The 19448-nt window shown below is 72.5% G+C and carries 15 protein-coding genes; 10 read left to right on the top strand and 5 right to left on the bottom strand.

Annotated elements, in window-relative coordinates:
• Window positions 1–160: 160 nt before the first annotated feature.
• Window positions 161–2422 (bottom strand): APC family permease, encoded by a 2262-nt coding sequence (locus ACFVS9_RS13485; protein ID WP_389931895.1) that lies wholly within the window; start codon window positions 2420–2422, stop codon window positions 161–163.
• Window positions 2423–2854: 432 nt separating this feature from the next.
• Between ACFVS9_RS13485 and ACFVS9_RS13480 the strand changes: the two genes are divergently transcribed.
• Window positions 2855–3223: a PPOX class F420-dependent oxidoreductase gene (locus ACFVS9_RS13480; RefSeq protein WP_383118280.1), complete on the top strand. Its 369-nt coding sequence runs from the start codon at window positions 2855–2857 to the stop codon at window positions 3221–3223.
• Window positions 3224–3423: 200 nt separating this feature from the next.
• Here ACFVS9_RS13480 and ACFVS9_RS13475 read toward each other — a convergent pair whose 3' ends face one another.
• The 3 genes from ACFVS9_RS13475 to ACFVS9_RS13465 form a co-directional block, all read right to left on the bottom strand.
• Entirely contained in the window at window positions 3424–3927 is a 504-nt protein-coding gene (locus ACFVS9_RS13475) for a GNAT family N-acetyltransferase (RefSeq protein ID WP_389931892.1), read from the bottom strand.
• A gap of 173 nt (window positions 3928–4100) precedes the next feature.
• Complete coding sequence (locus ACFVS9_RS13470) at window positions 4101–5291, bottom strand: SPFH domain-containing protein (RefSeq protein ID WP_383118278.1); 1191 nt, start codon at window positions 5289–5291, stop codon at window positions 4101–4103.
• Between the two features lie 57 nt (window positions 5292–5348).
• Window positions 5349–5519, bottom strand: coding sequence for a hypothetical protein (locus ACFVS9_RS13465; RefSeq protein WP_383118277.1), 171 nt, complete (start codon window positions 5517–5519; stop codon window positions 5349–5351).
• A 573-nt stretch (window positions 5520–6092) separates the two neighbouring features.
• Between ACFVS9_RS13465 and ACFVS9_RS13460 the strand changes: the two genes are divergently transcribed.
• The 6 genes from ACFVS9_RS13460 to ACFVS9_RS13435 all read left to right on the top strand — a co-directional run bounded on the left by ACFVS9_RS13460 (window position 6093) and on the right by ACFVS9_RS13435 (window position 14964).
• Window positions 6093–7733 (top strand): ABC transporter substrate-binding protein, encoded by a 1641-nt coding sequence (locus ACFVS9_RS13460; RefSeq protein WP_389931890.1) that lies wholly within the window; start codon window positions 6093–6095, stop codon window positions 7731–7733.
• A gap of 238 nt (window positions 7734–7971) precedes the next feature.
• Window positions 7972–10278: an alpha/beta fold hydrolase gene (locus ACFVS9_RS13455; protein ID WP_389931888.1), complete on the top strand. Its 2307-nt coding sequence runs from the start codon at window positions 7972–7974 to the stop codon at window positions 10276–10278.
• Window positions 10275–11336: an ABC transporter permease gene (locus ACFVS9_RS13450; protein WP_389931886.1), complete on the top strand. Its 1062-nt coding sequence runs from the start codon at window positions 10275–10277 to the stop codon at window positions 11334–11336. The genes ACFVS9_RS13455 and ACFVS9_RS13450 overlap by 4 nt, the downstream gene beginning before the upstream one ends.
• Window positions 11333–12196 (top strand): ABC transporter permease, encoded by an 864-nt coding sequence (locus ACFVS9_RS13445; RefSeq protein WP_389931884.1) that lies wholly within the window; start codon window positions 11333–11335, stop codon window positions 12194–12196. Before ACFVS9_RS13450 ends, ACFVS9_RS13445 begins: the two co-directional genes overlap by 4 nt.
• Window positions 12196–14142, top strand: coding sequence for a dipeptide ABC transporter ATP-binding protein (locus ACFVS9_RS13440; protein WP_389931882.1), 1947 nt, complete (start codon window positions 12196–12198; stop codon window positions 14140–14142). Before ACFVS9_RS13445 ends, ACFVS9_RS13440 begins: the two co-directional genes overlap by 1 nt.
• Before the next feature lie 210 nt (window positions 14143–14352).
• Entirely contained in the window at window positions 14353–14964 is a 612-nt protein-coding gene (locus tag ACFVS9_RS13435; RefSeq protein ID WP_383118271.1) for a helix-turn-helix domain-containing protein, read from the top strand.
• A gap of 205 nt (window positions 14965–15169) precedes the next feature.
• Here the strand turns inward: ACFVS9_RS13435 and ACFVS9_RS13430 are convergent, their stop codons facing one another.
• Window positions 15170–15514 (bottom strand): winged helix-turn-helix transcriptional regulator, encoded by a 345-nt coding sequence (locus tag ACFVS9_RS13430; protein WP_383118270.1) that lies wholly within the window; start codon window positions 15512–15514, stop codon window positions 15170–15172.
• Window positions 15515–15581: 67 nt separating this feature from the next.
• On the opposite strand from ACFVS9_RS13430, the gene ACFVS9_RS13425 reads away from it, so the two are divergent.
• The 3 genes from ACFVS9_RS13425 (at window position 15582) to dacB (ending at window position 19219) form a co-directional block, all read left to right on the top strand.
• Window positions 15582–16154 carry a carboxymuconolactone decarboxylase family protein gene (locus ACFVS9_RS13425; RefSeq protein ID WP_389931880.1) on the top strand — a complete coding sequence of 191 codons (573 nt, stop codon included), beginning with the start codon at window positions 15582–15584 and terminating at the stop codon, window positions 16152–16154.
• Between the two features lie 270 nt (window positions 16155–16424).
• The gene (locus ACFVS9_RS13420) at window positions 16425–17387 is read left to right on the top strand and encodes a zinc-binding alcohol dehydrogenase family protein (protein WP_389931878.1); all 963 of its coding nucleotides are present in this window, start codon (window positions 16425–16427) and stop codon (window positions 17385–17387) included.
• A 548-nt stretch (window positions 17388–17935) separates the two neighbouring features.
• Entirely contained in the window at window positions 17936–19219 is a 1284-nt protein-coding gene (gene dacB / locus ACFVS9_RS13415; protein WP_389931877.1) for a D-alanyl-D-alanine carboxypeptidase/D-alanyl-D-alanine-endopeptidase, read from the top strand.
• Window positions 19220–19448 lie beyond the last annotated feature (229 nt).

Genomic DNA, 19448 nt, shown 5'->3' with positions numbered 1-19448 from the left:
TTGGGCGTGAGTGGGGGCCATCTATCCCTGCCCGCCCCCGGAGGTCCCCTCCGCAGCCCTCGCCAAGATCACTCACCCAGCTCACCCGGCCCCTCCGCTGTTTTGCGCCCGGCGGTCGGCCATCGGCTGCCGCACCGCGCACCGGCCGTCCCGGCCTCTGTCACGGGACGTGGAAGGGAACGCTCGTGACGACGAGCTTGGGCAGCGGGCGAAGGGCGCGCCGGAGGCGGGCCGCGTCCTTGCTGTGCAGCGGCCGGTGGCGCAGGTGCTGGGTGACGATCTCGGGGAGGATCACCGTGATGGTGAGGTCGGGACGCTGGCGGTGGAGTGCCTCGATGTAGTGGATGAGGGGCCCGACGATCGCGCGGTAGGGCGAGACGACGACGTGCAGCGGCACATGGTCCCCCCAGACGGTCCAGTATCCGCGGAAGCGCTCCGCCTCCTCCTCGCTCGGACTGATGTGAAGGGCGAGCGAGGGCTGCTGCAGGGACGCCGCGTAGGCAAGGGCGCGCAGTCCGGCCAGGTCGAGAGAGGCGAGGGCGACGACCGACAGGTGACGGATCGCCTGGGGTGTCTCCTCCTCCTCGCCCTCCTCCGCCTCGTGGTCGGCCCCTCTCTCCTCGGGCTCGGCCGTGGGGTGCGCCGGCTCCTGCGGAGGCGGGGGAGCCGGCGTGAGGACCTGTTCGGGCGTCTCGGCGGCTCCGGGGTGCAGCCGGAGTGCCGCAGCGACCGTTCGGTAGTGATGGCGGATACGTGTGGCGAGCAGGAAGAACAGCCCGATGGCCACGAGGGCTACCCAGGCGCCCTCCACGAACTTGGTGACGGCGGCGGTGATCAGGACGAGGACCGAGAGCACCGCCCCCGTGGCGTTGAAGGCGAGGCTCTTGCGCCAGTGCGGTGTGCGGACACGCCGCCAGTGCACGACCATGCCCGCCTGCGACAGGCTGAAGGCGAGGAAGACGCCCACGGCGTACAGCGGGATCAGTGAGTTGGTCTCGCCGTTGAACGCGACGTAGACGAGGGCGGCGACGACCGACAGCAGGGCGATGCCGTTGCTGTAGGCCAGCCGGTCGCCCTGCCGGAGGAACAGGCGCGGGGCGTGGCTGTCGCGGGCGAGCAGGAACAGGACGCGGGGGAAGTCGTTGTAGGCGGTGTTCGCCGCGAGGAGCAGGACCGCTGCCGTGGCCGCTTGGACGAATACGTACATCCCGCCGGAACCGAACGTCAGGTGGCCCAGTTGCGACAGGACGGTCTCGCTGCTGCTGGGAATCACACCGCGAAGGTGGACGATGGCCACGACGCCCGCGAACATCGCCACGAGCAGGCTGATCATCCAGGTCAGGGTCGACCTCGCGTTACGCCACCGGACGGGCCGGAAGGCCGGTACGGCGTTGGAGATCGCCTCGATCCCTGTCATGGCGGTGGAACCGGAGGCGAAGGCCCGCATGACGAGCAGGACGCCGAGCCCCTCGGCCGCGTTCACATGGGGCGTGGGAGCCGGATGGAATCCGTCGCCGGCGGAGTCCACCAGACTGCTGATGATCAACGCGAACATGGCGAGGATGAAGGCGTACGTCGGCGCCGCGAAGAGCACCCCGGCCTGGCGGATCCCGCGAAGGTTCCCGATCAGCAGCACCGCGATCATGACCAGCCCCAGGGGGACCGTGGCCGGGGCGAGGGAGGGGATGGCGGAGGTGATCGCGGCGATCCCGGAGGCGATCGAGACCGCGACGGTGAGAACGTAGTCGATCAGCAGGCCGCCGGCCGCCATGAGCCCGGGCAGGAGGCCCAGATTGTCGCCGGCGACGATGTACGAGCCGCCCCCGTGCGGATAGGCCCGGATGGTCTGCCGGTACGACATCCCCACCATCACCATCAGGAACGCGATGACGGCGGCGATCGGCAGGGAGTACGCCAGTCCGGCCGTGCCCGCGAGCACGAGAACGGCCAGCATCGCCTCGGGGCCGTAGGCCACCGATGACAGGGCGTCAGCCGAGAGCACCGGCAGCGCCACCAGTTTGCGCATGCTCTCGCGTGCGACGGCGGTGCTCTTCAACGGCGCTCCGAGCAGCGCCCGACGGGCCCCGTGGGCGAAGCGGCCCATCCGCGAACGGGCGATCTCCTCGTCCCCTTCGGCCGCCTCCGCCTGCCCGCGTCCCCCCAGGGGCGTGATGTGGACGAGCTGCCCGAACCGGGTGGGGCGGATGTCGGCCGCGAGGGGGAACGAGCCCATGTCGGGGTCGACCGGAAGCGCCGGCCGTGCCGTCCCAGGACCCGGTGCCGCCGGAAGCCACTGCCGGCCCACCTGGCTCAGTACCCGCAACTGCTCCTGGTCGAGCCTGGGCAGCGCGTCGGAGGGACCGGGCAGACCGGTGTTCTGCTCACCCTTGTCACGATGGTCCTTGGAGCGAGCTTCGTTCATGGCGGCCAGTCTGCTCAACAGGAGCACGAAAACCGGTGAAGACACCCATGTGTGAGCATGTCGGACGGTGCCGGCCGTGGTGCCACCTTCGGCGCGCGGGTGCGTCCCCGTGCGTCAGCGGTTCGCCGTTTCCACGGTCTCCACCGGTCGGATGAGCCGTACTTCGGAGAGACGGACGGGGAACGTGCGGCGACCCCCCGTTCCTCGGCCCGCGGTGCGTTCGACGGGGGAGTTGCCTGGTGGCAGCGACGGGGTTCCGCCTCTCGCGGGGTGGGCGAGGCGCAGGGTCGAACGCCTCGCCGCCGACGCCCGTACGAACGCGCCCTTGCCGATTCCGCCGGACGGGAGTTCCGTGAGGAAGTGGACGCCGTCCGGGTGACGGCCACGCAGTGCCGTACGCCCACCACACCCGCCCAGTGGGAAGGTGCCGCTATGACCGTCTTCACCGATGCCCAGCGCGCGTATCTGACCGGCCAGCGACTCGGCCGCATGGCCACCGTCGACCCTTCGGGCCAGCCTCAGGCGAACCCGGTCGGATTCTTCCTCCAGGACGACGACACCGTCCTCGTCGGCGGACACCACATGGGTGCTTCGAAGAAGTGGCGCAACCTCCGGGCGAACCCCAGGATCTCACTCGTCGTCGACGATCTCGCGAGCGTGGACCCGTGGAAGCCCCGGTTCGTCGAGATCCGGGGAACAGCGGAACTGCTCACCGGATCCGACGCCCTGGGGCCGGGCTTCAGCCCCGAGGTGATCCGCATCCACCCTCATGCCGTGCACAGTTGGGGCGTGGACGACTGAGCCCTGGCCTTACGTCCCCACGGCCGGTCGGCGTCCGTGCGTGCCGGATGGTCCGCCCAGGAACCCCGGCGCCCGCTGCTCGTCGAGCACGCGGCCGCCACGGGGGCCCGGGGCCGCCCCTCCCTTGCTGCGACGCCGCCCGCTCCTCCTCGCCGCACCCGGTCACCTGATCCCGGAAGACCAGGGGAGGCGGCCCGGTGTCACGGCAACGAGCGGGTGAGCCACACCACTTCACCGCTGTCCTCCGTGGATACGCGATCACGCTCGAAGCCGAGCTTCTCCAGGACGCGGAGCGAAGGGGTGTTCCACGCGCCCACGGTCGACCAGAGCCTCGTCCGCCCGGTCGCGACAGCGGCGTCGAGCACCGCGCCGGCGGCCTCGGTGGCATAGCCACGCCTGTGCGCGTGCCGGAACAGTTCGTACGCGATCTCGGGCTCCTCCAGGGTGGAGCGGCCGATGATCAAACCGCAGTAGCCGATGAAGTCGCCCTCTTCGCGCCGCTGGACGGGAAGCAGGGCGATCCCCGTTTCCGCCGTCGCCGTGAGCAGCTTCCCGATGGCGTCCCGGATGTGCTCCACCGTGGGCGCCTCGGTGCCGCGCTCGGCGAGGAGGGCACAGAAGTCGGCGGCGTCCGACTCGGCCCAGGGCCGCAGTATCAGCCGTTCGGTCTCGAGGTGGAACGGCATCGTCTCGTAGGTAGACATCCGCCCACCCTGCCCCACGGGCCACCGTCCACCACAGCCGGACCACGGCCCCGGCCCGCCACCGCCCTACGGTTCTCGCGGGGGCCCGGCGCCTCGCTCTCCTCCTGGGAGCCGCCCCTGTGCGACAGGGCGAACTCCGTCCGTACGCCGCTGCCTCCGCCACGGGGCGTCGGTCACGAGGCCGCGCCCGGGATCCGCAGGTTCCTCTTGCCGTTGACGCTGGGGTCCTTGGTGTTCTGGAGCGAGTCGAGGATGGCGAGGCCCTGTCCCACCACGCCCGCGGCCATCTGGTTGACGCCCTCGGTGCCGTTGAGAACGGTGAGGCTGGCGCCCGACATGCCTCGGGCAGCCGCGTCCGCGAGGGCCGGCAGGTTCTCCACCACACGGTTGGCGGCGATCAGTTCCTGGTTGCCGTCGCGCAGCGAGAGGGCCCGGGCGGTGTTCGCGTCGGCCTGCGCCTGCGCGAGAGTCCGCTCGGTGTAGGCGTTGCCGTCCGCCTCGAACTTGGCGCTGTCCCGCGCTGCTTCGGCCAGCGTGCGCTGTCGGTACGCCTCGGCGTCCGCCGGGCGCCCGACCTCTCCTTCGAGGCGCTGGGCGGCCAGTTCGGCCTGGCGCTGGGCGAGTGCGGTCTGTTCCTCGATGACCTCGTGGGACGCCATGGCCTGGGCCAGCGGACCGGCCTGAGCCGCGCGGGCGTTGGACTGCTCGGTCTCGGCGAGGAACCCGGCCCGCTTGATGGAGGTGTCCCGCTCGTACTCCGCCTTGAGCGCGGCGGCCTGCTGTTCGCGCTCGGTCGCCTCCTGGTCGGCCTTGGCCTGGGCGATCCGCGCCTGGCCGGCGACGGCGGCGGCGTGCGGAGCGGCGAGGTTGTTGATGTACCCGGTGGCGTCCTCGATCTCCTGGATCTGGAGCGCGTCGACGACGATGCCGAGTTTCTCCATCTCGCTGTGGCTGCCCGCCATCACTTCCTGGGCCACCCGGTTGCGTTCCCGGATGATCTGCTCGACGGTCAGCCCGCCGACGATGGACCTGAGGTGTCCGGCGAAGATCCGGCCGACGAGTTCCTCCATCCGTTCCTGTTCGGAGAGGAAGCGGCGAGCCGCGTTGGCGATCGAGATCGCGTCGTCGCCGACCTTGAACACGCAGACCGCGCGCACCCTCAGGCGGATGCCCTGCTGGGTGACGCAGTCCTCGGCGATCTCGGCTTCCCGCAGCGCCAGGGACAGCATGCGGGCCTTCTGCTTCACCGGCAGCACGAAACTGCCGTGACCTGTGACGATACGGAACTGCGTTTCCTGCGACTGTCGCTTCGTACCGGATATGAGCATGGCCTCATTCGGTGCGGGAACCTGCCAGAACAGCATGAGAGAACTCCCGTCGAGCGTCGGGACGCACTGTGTACGTCTAACCCGCCGGATGATTCACGGCGGCAGCGGCTCGACGATCACCGAGCGCGCCGAAATGGAGTCGATGACGATGATCCGCGTGTCTCTGGCGAGGGCGGTACGGCTGTGGGACCAGGCCGCGTAGGTCTCCGAGCCGCCGCGCACGGCCACCAGGACCTCACCCGGTCCGTCCGGAGGAATCCCCACGGTAATCCTTCCGATCGCCCCGACCGGACTCTGGGAGGACTCGTCAGCGCTGGTCATGGGCCCTCTCGCCGCTCACACGTCCGATGATCACAAACGATCACCTCCGGCCCTGTCCTCGGTCGGGAACAACCTTGACCCATGAGCCGACGGCGACGACTCTCTCCACTTCTCACCGTACTCCGCTCCTCGGCCGGGGAGCGGGACCACGGCATCGGTGTCCGGCCTTCCACCGGGTCGGTCTCCCTGCCTCGCCGGCTCTGCTGCCGTAGCGGTTCCGCCGCCGGGACGACGGGCGCGCGGGCCGTTGCCCGGCCGGCCGCTCCCGGGCGCCCCGCTCCTCGCTCTCCCCTGTCCTCCGGCGGCGCCGTCCGGGACCCCGCCCTCCTCGGGCGGCGGCCGGTACGCATTCCGCACGCCCGGAGACCGGGCACGTCGTGCGCAGACGGTACGAATCGGATCGACCCTGATCGGATCCTAGGACAGCTTTGACACTCTCAAAGTTCTGCGTATACCGTCCGTTCCCAGTTGGGCATCCTTGGTGGACGCTCGGGGTGGATGGGTAGGTGGTTCCCCTTGAATGCGGGAACGAACGGACTGATCGGGCGGCGCGGAGTCCTCCGGGCGGCGGGAGCAGGTGCCGGCGCGCTCGCGGTGTCGGCGATCCTCTCGGCGTGTTCGCCGCAGCGGCCCGAGGGGTCCGGCCAGGCCGCGGGGACCGCCGACCGGGGCACCGACGCCCCGATCGACACCCTGACCCTGGCGCTGCCCTCGTCGGTCTCGACGCTGGACGTCAGCCGTGAGTCCGGCATCCTCAACTACGTCGTGGCCTGTCTGGCCCAGGAGTCCCTGCTCTCGGTCGGTCCGACCGGAAAGCTCCAGCCGGGTCTGGCGGAGAGCTGGGAGCAGCCCGACGCCACGACGTACGTCTACACACTGCGGCGCGGCGCGAAGTTCTCCGACGGCACCCCGGTCACCACCGACGACGTCCTCGCCTCCGTCGAGGCCGCCCGGGGGGAGGCCAGCGGACTGGCCTACGCCTGGGCCGACGTCGCCTCGGTCAAGGCGACCGGCGCCCGTGAGATCACCGTGCGCCTGAAGAACCCCGACGCGGCGTTCGCCTGGACGCCCACCCCCGGGACCCTCCTGATCAGCAGCAAGGCGTTCCTCGCCCGGAACAGGGGGAAGGTCGGTACGCCCAGGACACTGCTGCTGGGGTCCGGGCCCTACCGGGTCACGTCCTTCGCGGCTGACGACCACGTGGCTCTGGAACGCAACGACGACTGGTGGGGTGACCGGCCGTCGGTGCGGTCGCTGAAGCTGTCGTTCATCCCCGATGCCGGGACCCGGCTCGTCGCCATGAAGTCCGGCTCCGTCGACGGCGCGCTGTCGCTTCCCTCGGACGAGGCCCGGGCCTGGGAGGCCGACGCCCAGGTCACCTACACCGGTGACCGCTCGGTCGTCGCTCTCGCCTTCGACACCGCCCGCGCGCCGTTCGACGACGTGCACGTGCGCAGGGCCTTCGCCCACGCCGCCGACCGGGCGGGCATGGCCGAGGGCGTTCTGCACGGCCGGGCCGAGGTGGCGTCCACCCTCGTCTCCCCCGACATGTGGGGTGACCTGCTCGCCGCCGACGTGGTCGACGCCGCCTACGAGAAGCTGCCGGCCTGGGACTTCGATCTCGCCCTGGCCAAGGACGAGCTGGCGAAGTCCGCCCACCGGGACGGCTTCAGCCTCGACCTCACCTACCCGAGCAGCGGGCCCCAGCTGGGCAAGGCGGCTCTCGCGCTGGCCGCCTCCCTCAAGGAACTCGGGATCACGCTGCACGTGAAGGAGACCACGCTCGAACAGTGGATCGCCGATCTCCTGCCGGGCAGGAAGCCGTTGCAGTTCCTCTGGTACTACCCCGTCACCGGGGATCCGGCGGAGCTCACCAACGCCTACCTGGACAGCCGGGCCACCGCGACGAACCTGCCGCACTACGACAGCACCGTCGTCGACGAGGCGCTGGCCGCGGCCCGGAAGACCGTCGACCCCTCCGTACGCGGTGCGCACCTGATGACCGCGGTCACGGCCTCCTCCGCCGATCTGCCCTATCTGCCGCTGTGGTGGGCACAGACCGCGACGGCGCTCTCCAAGGACCTCGTGTTCGAGGAGACCGGCCCCTTCGCCCTCGTCGGCCCCTGGGCGACCAGGGTCAAGAAGGCGGCCTCCTGAGACCGCGTGCCGGGCGGACGCCCCCCCGAACCGCCCGGCACGCACCCCCACCCGACGCCTTCCGCCGCCCGGACCCCGGGCCGGACGGAAGCTTCCGCTCCGGCCCCGACGCCGCGCGCCCGCCCACGGCGGCGCCCACACGGCCGAAGCGCACCGGCCCACGCGCGCACCTGACCCCGCGTCTCCCGCCCGGCCGATCCCCTTCGGGCCACCCGTCCGCAGTACGAACGGAACGCACATGCCCCCCAGCACCCCGGCACCCGGCCCCGCCGAAGCCCCCTCAGCGGTCGTCCGCCGCGTCCGGACGGCCATGACGGAGCTGACCGTGCCGTTCGACAGCCGCATCAGTCCCGACGGCCACCGGGTGGCGGTCTCGGTCCTCGGGCCCTTCGGCACCGACGTCCTGATCGCACCGGCCGACGGCCCCGCGCTTCCGCTGCCCACCGCCCCGCCGGGCCCCGCCACCGGGTCCCGGCACACCCCGCGCTGGCTGCCGGACTCCCGGACGCTCCTGTTGGTCACCGAACCCGCCGGCCCGGGCCTGCCGCTGCTGACCGCGTGGGACACCCTCACCGGCGTCCGCCGTGAACTCGCGGCGGTTCCGGGCGCGGTGGAGGACCTGTACGTGTCCGACGACGGTGCGGAGGTCCTGCTGCTGACCGCCGACGACGGCGCCGAACGCGACGGGATGAACCTGGGACTGCCGGTCCGGCTGGGTCCTGCGCCCGCCCCGGCCTCCTACCGCCCGGACACCGGATGGCGCCGCCTGCTGCACGGGCTGCTCCCGCCCGCCGGTGCGCCGACCGGCGGCGCCCCGTCCGCGGCTCCCGGCAGGCCGGTCGTCCTGCGCGACCGAGGGCCCGTCGGGCTGACCGTGTGGAACGCCGCCTGGCGCGGCGGCCCCACGGTCGTGGCCACCGTCTCCGAGGACCCGCTGCCCGCCGGCTACTACCACGCGCGTCTGGTCCGGATCGACCTCACCGACGGCCGTGCCGTCACGCTCCACGAGCCCCGGGGGCAGCTCGCCGCGCCCGCGCTCAGCAGGGACGGACACCGCGCCGCTGTCGCGGAGGGCATTTCCATCGTCGCCGGCCGCCCGCTCCTGGTGAGCCTCACGGAGAAGACCGTGACGCCCGTGCCCGGAGCCGAGGACGTCACCTGGATCCAGTTCCACCCCCGCGACACGGACCGGCTGCTGACCGCCGGCCGGAGCGGCACCGGAACCCGCGTCGCGGACGTCCGGGCCGACGGAGCCTCCCGCTCCGGCCCCGCCCACGGCCCCGCCGTGCTCCACGAGGAGCAGGCGGTGCTCTCCGGCGCCGGCGCACAGCCCGCTCTCAGCCTCAGCGCCGACGGCCTGACCGCCGCGACCGTACGCGAGGCACCGGGTGTTCCGCCGCAGGCGGTCGTCGCGCCGACGACCGGCCCGCAGGCCTGGAACTGGCGTCCCGTCACCGCACCGGACCGGGTCGCCGCACACCAGGACGGCGGCCACGAGGACCTCGCCCGGGTCCGGACCCGGCAGACCACCTGGACGGCGCCGGACGGCACCCCGGTGCACGGTCTGGTCCTCGACGCCCCCGGTACCCCCGCACCCGTCCGCCCGGCAGCCGGAACGGACACGGATCCGGTGGCCGGCACGGGCCCGGGGAGCGCGGCTGAGGTACCCGGCCCGGACCGCCCGGCGGACGCCCGTGCGACCCCGGCCGCCGGGGCCGGTACCGCCGGTCCCGCCCGTCCGCTCGCCGTCCTGCTGCACGGCGGCCCCTCCTGGCAGTGGTCCGCCGGATACGCGCCGGCCGACGTACTCGGCCTCGCTCCCGCCCTGGCCGCCGCGGGCTGGCTGGTCCTGCTCCCCAACCCGCGCGGAAGCAGCGGCTACGGGCTGGACCACGCGAGGGCCGTCGTCGGCGCCTGTGGTGACGGCGACCTCGACGACGTACTCAGCGGTGTCGCACATCTGACCCGGCGGGGGGAGGCACTGCCCGGCCGGGCGGCCGTACTCGGCCACAGCTACGGCGGTTTCCTCGCCGCGCTCGCGGCCGCCCGCACCGACGCCTTCCGCGCGGCGGTCGTGGTCTCCGCCCCCACCGACTGGCTGAGCTTCGCCCACACCTCCGTGATCGGCGGAGGCTACGAGCGGACGTACGCCATCGGCGACGCGCGGACACCGGAGGGACGCGCCGCCCTGACGGACCGTTCCCCGGTCTTCGCCGACGGCGGGAGCCGGACGCCGGTACTCGTCCTGCACGGTGAACACGACCGGGTCACCCCGCCCGGCCAGGCGCACGAGCTGTACCGCGCGCTCTCCGGCCGGGCCACGGCCCCGGTGGAACTCCACGTCTACCCCGACGAGGGACACGAGTTCACCGGCCCCTCCCACCTGCTGGACGCCGCCGCCCGTGCCGAGGACTGGCTCGCCCGGTACGTCGCACCCCAGGCGGCCCCCCGCGACCGCACCGCGCACCACCCCCGGCCACAGGGCCAGGACGCCGGCCCCGGAACCGGAGTGGCCACCGGGACCGGCCCGAAGGGAGCACCGTGACCGACCGCAGCGACCTCCTGGCCCACCCGCCACCCCCCTGGCCCACCCGGCTCCGTACCGCACTGCCCGTCCGCTACGTGACCCGGCGGCTCGCCGGTACCGCCGGGCTGCTGCTCGTCCTCTCGCTGGCCGTGTTCGCCCTGCTGCGGCTCGCCCCCGGCGACCCCGCCCGCACCCTCCTCGGCACCCGCAGCGCCACCCCCGACGCCCTGGCGTCCGTACGTGCCGCGCACCACCTGGACGAACCGCTGATCACGCAGTACGCACGCTGGCTGACGGGCGCGTTCACCGGTGACCTCGGCACGTCCATCCGAACCGGCGAGAGCGTCGCCGCGGCACTCGGTGACCGGCTGGCGCTCACCGCTCAGCTCGTACTGGCCGGATTCGCCGTCGCCCTGCTGCTCGGCCTCCCACTCGGCATCCTGGCCGGTCTGCGCGCCAGGCGGCCCGTCGACCGCGCCGCACAGAGCCTCGGCGTCCTCGCCCTCTCCACCCCGCCCTTCGCCGGCGGGCTGCTCCTGATCTACGTCTTCTCCCTCATGCTGGGCCGGCTGCCCGCGTACGGGCCGGGCACCTCGGGTACCGACCGGCTGCTCCACCTGCTGCTGCCGGGCGTCACCCTCGGGCTCGCGGTGACCGCCGTACTGATCAAGCTCGCCCGGGCAGCCGTCATCCGCGAACTGGCCAGGGAACACGTCACCTTCGCCCTGGCCCGCGGTGTGCCGGCCCGCACGGTCCTCGTCCGTTACGTGCTGCGGGGGACCGTCGTGCCGGTCACCACCGGCATCGGCCTCGTGCTCGCCTACCTGCTGGCCGGCACCGTCCTCGTCGAGCAGGTGTTCGCGCTGCCGGGGCTCGGTCAGCTCCTCGTGCAGTCCGTGACCTTCAAGGACGTCCCCGTCGTCCAGGCCGAAGCCCTCCTCATCGCCGCCCTGATCTGTCTCGCCAACCTCGTGACCGACCTGACCCACCCCCTGGCCGACCCTCGGCTGCGCGCCGGACACCGCCGCCGCCCCGGCCCGGGCACGCCGGCCCAACCCGCCGAGGTGCAGGCATGACCACGCGAACCGGCACCGCCGCCCGGCCGGGACCGGGGAACAGAAGCGCGCGGAGGGTCCTGCCCGGACCCCTCACCACCGTCTGCGCCGTGCTCACCGCCCTCATGGTCGCCACCGCCGTCGCCGGCCAGTGGGTGTTCCCCGACTGGAACCGGCAGGACCTGATGTCCACCGGGGCGATGCCCGGCGACGGACACCTCCTGGGCACCGACGAACTGGGCCGCGACGTCTGGCACATGCTGGTCGCCGGTGCGCGCAGCACCCTGGCCGGGGCCGCGCTCGTCGCCGTCGGATCCATGGTCATCGGCAACCTGCTCGGCCTGACCGCCGGCTACTTCGGCGGGATCACCGACACCGCCGTACGCCGCCTGGCCGACCTGCTGCTGGCCCTGCCCGCCCTGCTCGTGACCATCGTCGTCGCCGGAATCGGCGGCGGAGGGTACGCCCTCGCCGTCGGCGTCCTGGTCGTGCTGACCTCGCCCGGAGACGTCCGCCTGGTGCGCTCGGCGGTCCTGGAACAGCGCCACCGCCCCTACGTGGAGGCCGCCGAAACGCTCGGCCTGCCCACCTGGACCATCATGGCGCGGCACATCTGGCCCAACGTGCTGCCGGTCGTGGTGGCGAACACGATGCTCAACTTCGCGGGAGCGATCGTCGCCCTGTCCTCCCTGTCGTTCCTCGGCCTCGGCGTGCCGCCCGGAGCCCCGGACTGGGGCCGGATGCTCGCCGAGAACCGCACCCTCCTCTACGACAACCCGTCAGCCGCCCTGGCACCCGCCGTCGCCGTCATCGTCTGCACCGTGGCCGTGAACCTGCTCGGCGACCGGCTGTTCGAGCACTTCTCCGACCGGAGGCCCTGATGACCGAGGTCCACGCCGACACCCCCGCACCGGCCTCCTCCGGCACCGCTGCGCCCGGCGCCGTACCCCTGCTGGAGGTCACGGGCCTCCGGCTCGCCACGACAGGTGCCGCGACCGGACCCACCACGCTCCTCGACGGGGTGGCCCTGTCCGTCACGGCGGGGGAGTGCGTCGCCGTCGTCGGGGAGTCGGGCAGCGGAAAATCACTCGCCGTACGTGCCGTGGCCGGACTGCTGCCCGACGGGGTCACCGTCACCGAGGGCAGCATCCGACTGGCCGGCCAGGAGGTACGGGAACTGCCCCGGGCCGAACGGCACGCCCTGCGCGGACGCCGTATCGCCCTCCTCATGCAGGACCCCTTCACGATGCTCCACCCGCAACTCACCTGCGGCCGGCAGATCGCCGACGGGATCCGCGAGGACCTGCCCGCCCTCGCCGGCGCCCGTGGACGGCGGGAACGGCGCGACGCGCTGCGCACCGAGACGGTCCGGCGGCTCTCCGAGGTCGGCCTGCCGCCCGGCATCGCCGACCGCTACCCCCACGAACTCTCCGGAGGCATGCGCCAGCGCGTCGCCACCGCGGCGGCCCTGGCCGGCGACCCGGACCTGCTCATCGCCGACGAACCGACCACCGCGCTGGACGCCGCCAACCAGCGCGCCGTCCTGGACCTGCTGCGCGGCCTGCTCGAACGACGCGGCATGGGCCTGCTGCTCATCACGCACGACCTCTCGGTCGCCTTCTCCACCTGCGACCGGGTCTACGTCCTGTACGCCGGAACCGTCCTGGAGCAGGGCCGGGCCGAGGACCTGCGCCGCGACCCCCGCCACCCCTACACCGCCGCGCTGCTCGCGGCCGAACCCTCCGCACACACCAGGCGCGAACGGCTGGCCACGGTCCCCGGCTCCGTACCGGCGCCGGGCGACCGCACCACCGGCTGCCCCTTCGCCGACCGCTGCCCGCACGCGGCTCCCGAATGCCGCACCGCCCCGCTGCCGCTCACACCGCCTCCCGCCACCGCCGGGCCCCAGGGGCCGCCGTCCCGGAGCACCGGCGACCGGCTCAGCGCCTGCGTACGGCTCTCCGAGATCGGCGCGGACCTCACCCCGCCGCCCCCCGAACCGGCCGCCACCACCGGAGCCCGGACACGCACACCGGGGGAGGACGCGGTCCCGGCCCTGCGCGTGAGAGGGGTACGCCGTTCCTTCCGGAGCGACGGCGAGCCCGCCGTACGGGACGTGGACCTGACCGTGCGGGACGGCGGGATCACCGCGCTGGTCGGCGAGTCCGGGTCGGGGAAGACCACCCTGGCCCGCATCGCCGTCGGACTGGAGAGCTTCGACCGGGGACAGGTCGAGGTCGGCGGCCTGCCGCTGACGGCGGGACGGCTGCCCACCCGGGCCGAACGGTCCCGGCTCGCCCCACAGGTACAGATCGTCTTCCAGGACCCGTACTCCTCGCTGCCTCCTCTGCGTACGGTCGGCGCCACCCTCGGAGAGGCGCTGACCGCCGCAGGACGGGCCCCCGGCGGCTCACGTCGACAGCGCCGACATCAACTCGCCGCTCAGGTCGAGCAGTTGCTCACGGACGTCGGTCTGCCGCCGTCCTGTGCGAACCGGCGCCCCTCCGGACTCTCCGGCGGGGAGCGCCAACGCGTCGCCCTGGCACGGGCGTTCGCCGTACGGCCCCGGCTGCTGATCTGCGACGAGGCGGTCGCCGCGCTCGATGTCTCCGTGCAGGCCCAGCTCCTCAACCTGCTGACCGACATGCAGCGCCGTGACGGCTTCGCCGTGCTCTTCATCACCCACGACCTGGGCGTGGTGCGGCAGATCGCCGACGAGGTCGCCGTCATGGTCGAGGGCGAACTCGTCGAACGCGGCACGGTGTCCGAGGTCCTGGACCACCCCGGCCACCCGTGGACCCGCCGGATGCTCGATGCCGCCCCCTGACCCCGGGCCTCCTGACCCCATAGGGCGCCGGCACCCGCCGGCCGGTACCACTCGGCCCTACCTCCCTGCCGGCCCCGGAGGCCGAGCCGGACGGAACGGCGGCCGGTGCACCCCCTAGAATGGCACCCGCACGGCAACCGCCCACGCCACCGCACCGACGGGCCGTCAGGGCCCACCGGGACCTCCGCCCGGCCGAAGGAGACGTACGCGATGTCAGTGCCGGAAGGCCCGCCGCCCGTGCCCGACCGGAAGGCGGACGCGCCCCGTCCCACGACCGGCGACACCGTGCGGGACGCCCTGTCGGTGAACCTCAACCGCCGCCGCCTGGCCCAGGGATGGAGCCTGCGCTCGATGTCCGCCGAGACCGGCATCAGCAAGGCACTGCTCTCCCAGATCGAACGCGGCGAGGCCAACCCCACGCTCGACGTCGTCACCCGCATCGCCACCGTGCTCGGGACCGACCCCGTCGACCTGCTGCGCAGCTCCCTGCGCGAGCCGGAGATCCTGCGCGCCGGTGACCTGGACGAACCCGAGGGGGAGAGCGCGGTCAACCTCCTCTTCGCCGCGCACGGCCACAGCCGCTTCGAGGTCTACCGCTCGCGTCTCCACCCGCACGCCCAGAGCCAGCTCAGCTCCCACGGCGCGGGCTCCGTCGAGTACGTCATGGTCGTCGCCGGTCAGGTCACACTCGTCGTCGACGAGGTGCCCCACGCACTCCACGCCGGGGACAGCGCCCGCTTCGACGGCCGGGCCAGCCACTACTACACGACCGAGGACAGCCCGGCCACCACCCACAGCATCGTCGGATACCCGCCGGCCTGAGGCGCGGTCATGGCAGGAACCGTGCGGGGCGTGAGCTTCAGGCCACGTGCGGGTCCGGTGTACGTCGTCGGGTGTGAGGCGGCAGCCCCGCAGGGCCCATCCCCTCATGCCGGCCACAGCGTGTCCGCACACGCCCGGGGGAGGGTGCCGACGTGCCGTGCGGTGGCGGCCACGCTGATCTGCCCGGTGCGTAACCCACCGGGGTTCAGCTTCCAGGTGCTCCCGTCTCGCGCGCCCATCGCCGGCTCCAGTCGTCCAGCGGGCTCAGCGCCTCGACGAGGTCGTGGCCGAGGCCGGTGAGGTGGTAACCGTCGCCGTGCGGGGACAGCAGGCCTGCGGAGGCCAGCTCTTCGAGCCGGGTGCTGAGCACGCTGGACGACATGCGCTCGCACCGGCGCTGCAACTCGCGGAAGCCCGCCGGGGCCCGGCTGAGTTCCCACAGGACGCGCATCGCCCAGCGCCGCCCGAGCAGGTCGAGTGCGGCCATGACCGGCCGGCCCGAATCGGACCCCCGTACCGGCACGCCCGGCCGTGGCTCCTTCGCTTCCATGTCCACTCCTTGTGCTTTGCTTTTCGAAGCATCATACTGATTCGAAAATCGAAGCAGGAGAGGTCGCATGCCACGCATCGAACCGCTCAATCCGCCCTACGCCGAGCCCGTCGGCCGAGCCCTCCGCCGATGGATGCCGCCGGGCGTGCCGCATGAGCCGCTCACCCTGTTCCGTACTCTGCACCGCAACCCGGAGCTGGCCTCACGCATGTTCGCCCTCGGTGCCGGACTGCTGTCCCACGGGCGGCTGCACGCCATCGACCGCGAGATCGTCATCGCCCGCACCACCGCACGCTCCGGATGCGCCTACGAGTGGGGAGTGCACGCCGCGACCCTCGCGCGACAGTCCGGACTCGGTCCGGAACAGCTCCGGGCGACCGCCCTGCCCGACCCCGCGGCCCACCTCGCATGGCCGCCCCACCTGCGGGCGCTCCTCGACGCGGTCGACGAACTGCACGAGACGGCACGGCTCTCGGAATCCGCCTGGCGTGCCCTGTGCACCTACTACGACGACGAGCAGCTGCTCGAACTCCTCGTACTCACCGGCTGGTACCGGACCATCAGTTACCTGGCCAACGGACTCCTCCTGGACGAGGAATCATGGGCCGACCCGTTCCCGGCACAGAAGGGGCCTCAATGATCCGTTGCCGGGATCGCCGGCCGGCCACCCTCGGTACGCCACGTCCCTCACCGCCCGTGGTCCGTCCTCCGGGCCGTGAAGGGGGACCAGGACACCGCCGGGCGGAGGCCGCCATGCGGGGAGCGAGCCACAGCGCCGCCCCGGGGCGGCGTGCGAGGCGGCCCCGCGAGCTCCTCCGCCCGGATCGCGTCGATGGCGCGTCCACCGACACCCTCAAGGTCCGTGCCGGTGTGCTGCGCGGAGCAACGTCCCTCCCGTGGAGGCTTGTCCATGCGTGCGATGCAGTTCCACCGGTTCGGCGGCCCGGAGGTTCTGACCGAGGCCGAACTGCCGGCCCCGGTGGCCGGACCTGGTGAAACCCTGGTCGAGGTGGAGGCCGCGGGCGTCAACTTCGGTGACATCAAGCAGATCGCCGGCGAGCACACCGAAGGGCCGTACGCCCCCACGGCACGGTTGCCGCGCGTACCCGGACTGGAGGTCACGGGCCGGACCTCGGACGGCCGACGGGTCCTCGGCTACGTCCCCCGGGGCGGCTACGCGGCGAAGGCGGTCGTCGCGGACCGCGACCTCGTCACGGTGCCGGATCCGGTGAGCGCGGGCGAGGCGCTGGCACTGCTCGTCCAGGGGCTGACGGCCTGGCATCTGCTGCGCTCGGTTGCCCGCATGCGGCCCGGTGAGACCGTGGTCGTCCACGCGGCCGCGGGCGGCACCGGGCATCTCGCCGTGCAACTGGCCAGGGAGTTCGGGGCGAAACGCGTCATCGCCACGGCGTCGTCCGCCGAGAAGCGGGCCCTGGCCCTCGAACAGGGTGCGGACGCAGCGGTCGACGGCGACGCGCAGGGATACAAGGAGCGTGTTCTCGAGGCCAATCACGGCCGGCCGGTCGACATCGTCCTCGACGCCGTCGGCGGCCCCGTCTTCGACTCGGCCCTGGAGGCGCTCGGATATCTCGGACGGCTGGTCTCCTACGGTGCCTCCTCCCGACAAGCCGCCGAGGCCATCGCCCCTGGCCGCCTCGCGCTCGACAGCATCACCGTCGGCGGCTTCTGGCTCATCCCTCTCCTCGCCCGGAACGGCGCCGGTGGCGGAGCACTTGAGGAGTTGCTCGACCTCACCGCCCGGAGACGCCTGAGGCCGCTGGTCGGAGCGGAGTACGATCTGGGGCGGGCCCGAAACGCGCACGAGGACCTGCTCGGGCGCCGCACCACGGGGAAACTCGTCCTCCGGCCATGAGACGCACGTCCGCGATCGGGGCGGTGGGCCCGGTCCGAGGAGCGCGGTACCGGATCACCGCCCGAACCGGACAGAGCGCGAAGCGCCGGGGCGGGCGGCGGTCATCGGCGTTCACGGGACGCGGACTGCGGCGCTGCGTCGAGGACATGCTCACGCCGACTCCCCCTGAACCCGAATCGGAAGCCCTCTCGGGCCGCTCCCCGCGGAGGCCGGCTGCTCCGGTCGGTCCGTGCGGCGTCGGCCCGGTGGGCGCACCGTCAGCCGGGGCCGGAAGCAAGCGCCGGCAGAACCGCACCAGCGCTCCGGGCACGGCCCCGGCCGGCCTGCCGACCGGTGATTTCCCGGGACGTGGAGACAGCCCTCACCCCGTCACCGAACCTGCACAGTAAGCCGCTGAAGCGACCACTTCGAGCGCGATCACTGACGCTAGGTTTATGCGCACTCCTACTGCCTACTCGTCACGCACGTGACGCGGAGACGCTGTGATATCCAGTTCTGCCGCCCTGCCCGTCTCCTCCTCCGGCGGTCGTCACCGCAAGCCCAGGCCCATGAACAGAACCGTCCGCCGCACGCTCGTCGCCGCGGTGCTCACCCCGGTCGCCGGCGCGGTCATGGCCGGCCAGTCCGCGACCGCCGCCGACCGGTCGGCAGCGAGCCAGGAGAGCGTCGACAGGTTCGACAGCGGCGACCAGAAGCTCGTGGACAATCTCAACGCCCGAAGCCAGGACAAGAACATCGGCAGCACCTTCAGCGGTGTGGTGATGGATGCCGAGTCCAACGAGGTGATCTGGGGCCACGACGCGCAGACGGCGCTGATGCCCGCTTCGAACACGAAGCTCGCGACCGCCACCGCGGCCCTGACCCTGCTCGGTCCCGACCACAGGTTCACGACCAAGGTGGTCTACGGGGACGGCACGCTCACCCTGGTCGGCGGGGGAGACCGTACCCTGACCACCGCCGATGTCACCGAACTGGCCGGGAGCGCGGCCGACGGCCTGCGCAACGCGGGCCTCGACACGGTGAAGGTCCGGGTCGATGACAGCCTCTTCGCCGAACCGACCCTCGCCGAGGGCTGGAACAGCAGCTACTACGACGACCAGATCGCGCCGGTCCGTTCCCTGGTCGTCGACGGGAAGCTCGTCCAGGACACGGCCGTCGACGCCGGCGAGGTCTTCGCCGCGCAGCTCGCCGAGCAGGGTATCGGCGTCACGGGTGACGTGACCCGCGGTCAAGCGGCCCCGACCGATTTCCCGGTGGCCGAGAAGCAGTCCGCCGAGCTGTCCGTGATCGTCGAGCAGATGCTCAAGACCAGTGACAACGACATCGCCGAGACGCTGCTCCGGGCGACCGGAATCGCCTCCGGCCGGGAGGCCACCTACGAGGGCGGTACCGCGGCCGTGCGCGACGTCCTCACCGACCGGTACGGGATCTCGGTCAGCAACTTCGAGATCCACGACGGCAGCGGACTGTCCCGGTCCAACCGCATCACGGCCCGGACCGTCGCCGAGATCCTCGACCTGACCACCGACCCGCGCCACAGCGGACTCCTGAAGTCCGTCTCGGACGGGCTGCCGGTCGCCGGTGAAGCGGGCAGCACCCTCGGGCCGGAGTGGGGGCGGTTCGACACCGCGAACTCCGAGTGCGCCGTGGGCCAGGTCAAGGGCAAGACCGGCACCCTGACCGGGGCCACCGCCCTGAGCGGTCTCACACAGGGGAAGGACGGCCGCTGGAAGATCTTCTCGTTCATCGAGAACGGCTCGGGCGCCGAGGGCGGTGCGATCAAGGACTCCCTGGACGGCCTCGCCGCCACCGTGAACGGCTGCTGGGCCTGACCCTGCCAGGACGCGGGGCTGAGGGCAGGGCGGGCAGCCGCTCGTCGGCTCCGGTCGCGATCCGCCTCTGTCCCGCTGGGAGGTGACCCGTCGAGAGGCGAGGGAAGAGCCCCCCCGGTGCGCGTGTGGCGGGACATCTTTCAGGATGTACCCCCACACCCCACCCCCAGGCCCCCTTACCCCGAAAACCCAGTTAACAGGAAAAATAAAACAAAAACCAGCCCAAACG

It is taken from the genome of Streptomyces sp. NPDC058008 (assembly GCF_042886395.1).
Lineage (GTDB): Bacteria > Actinomycetota > Actinomycetes > Streptomycetales > Streptomycetaceae > Streptomyces.
The sequence above is the reverse complement of the archived record's forward strand: the minus strand, read 5'-3'. Positions and strand labels throughout refer to the sequence as shown.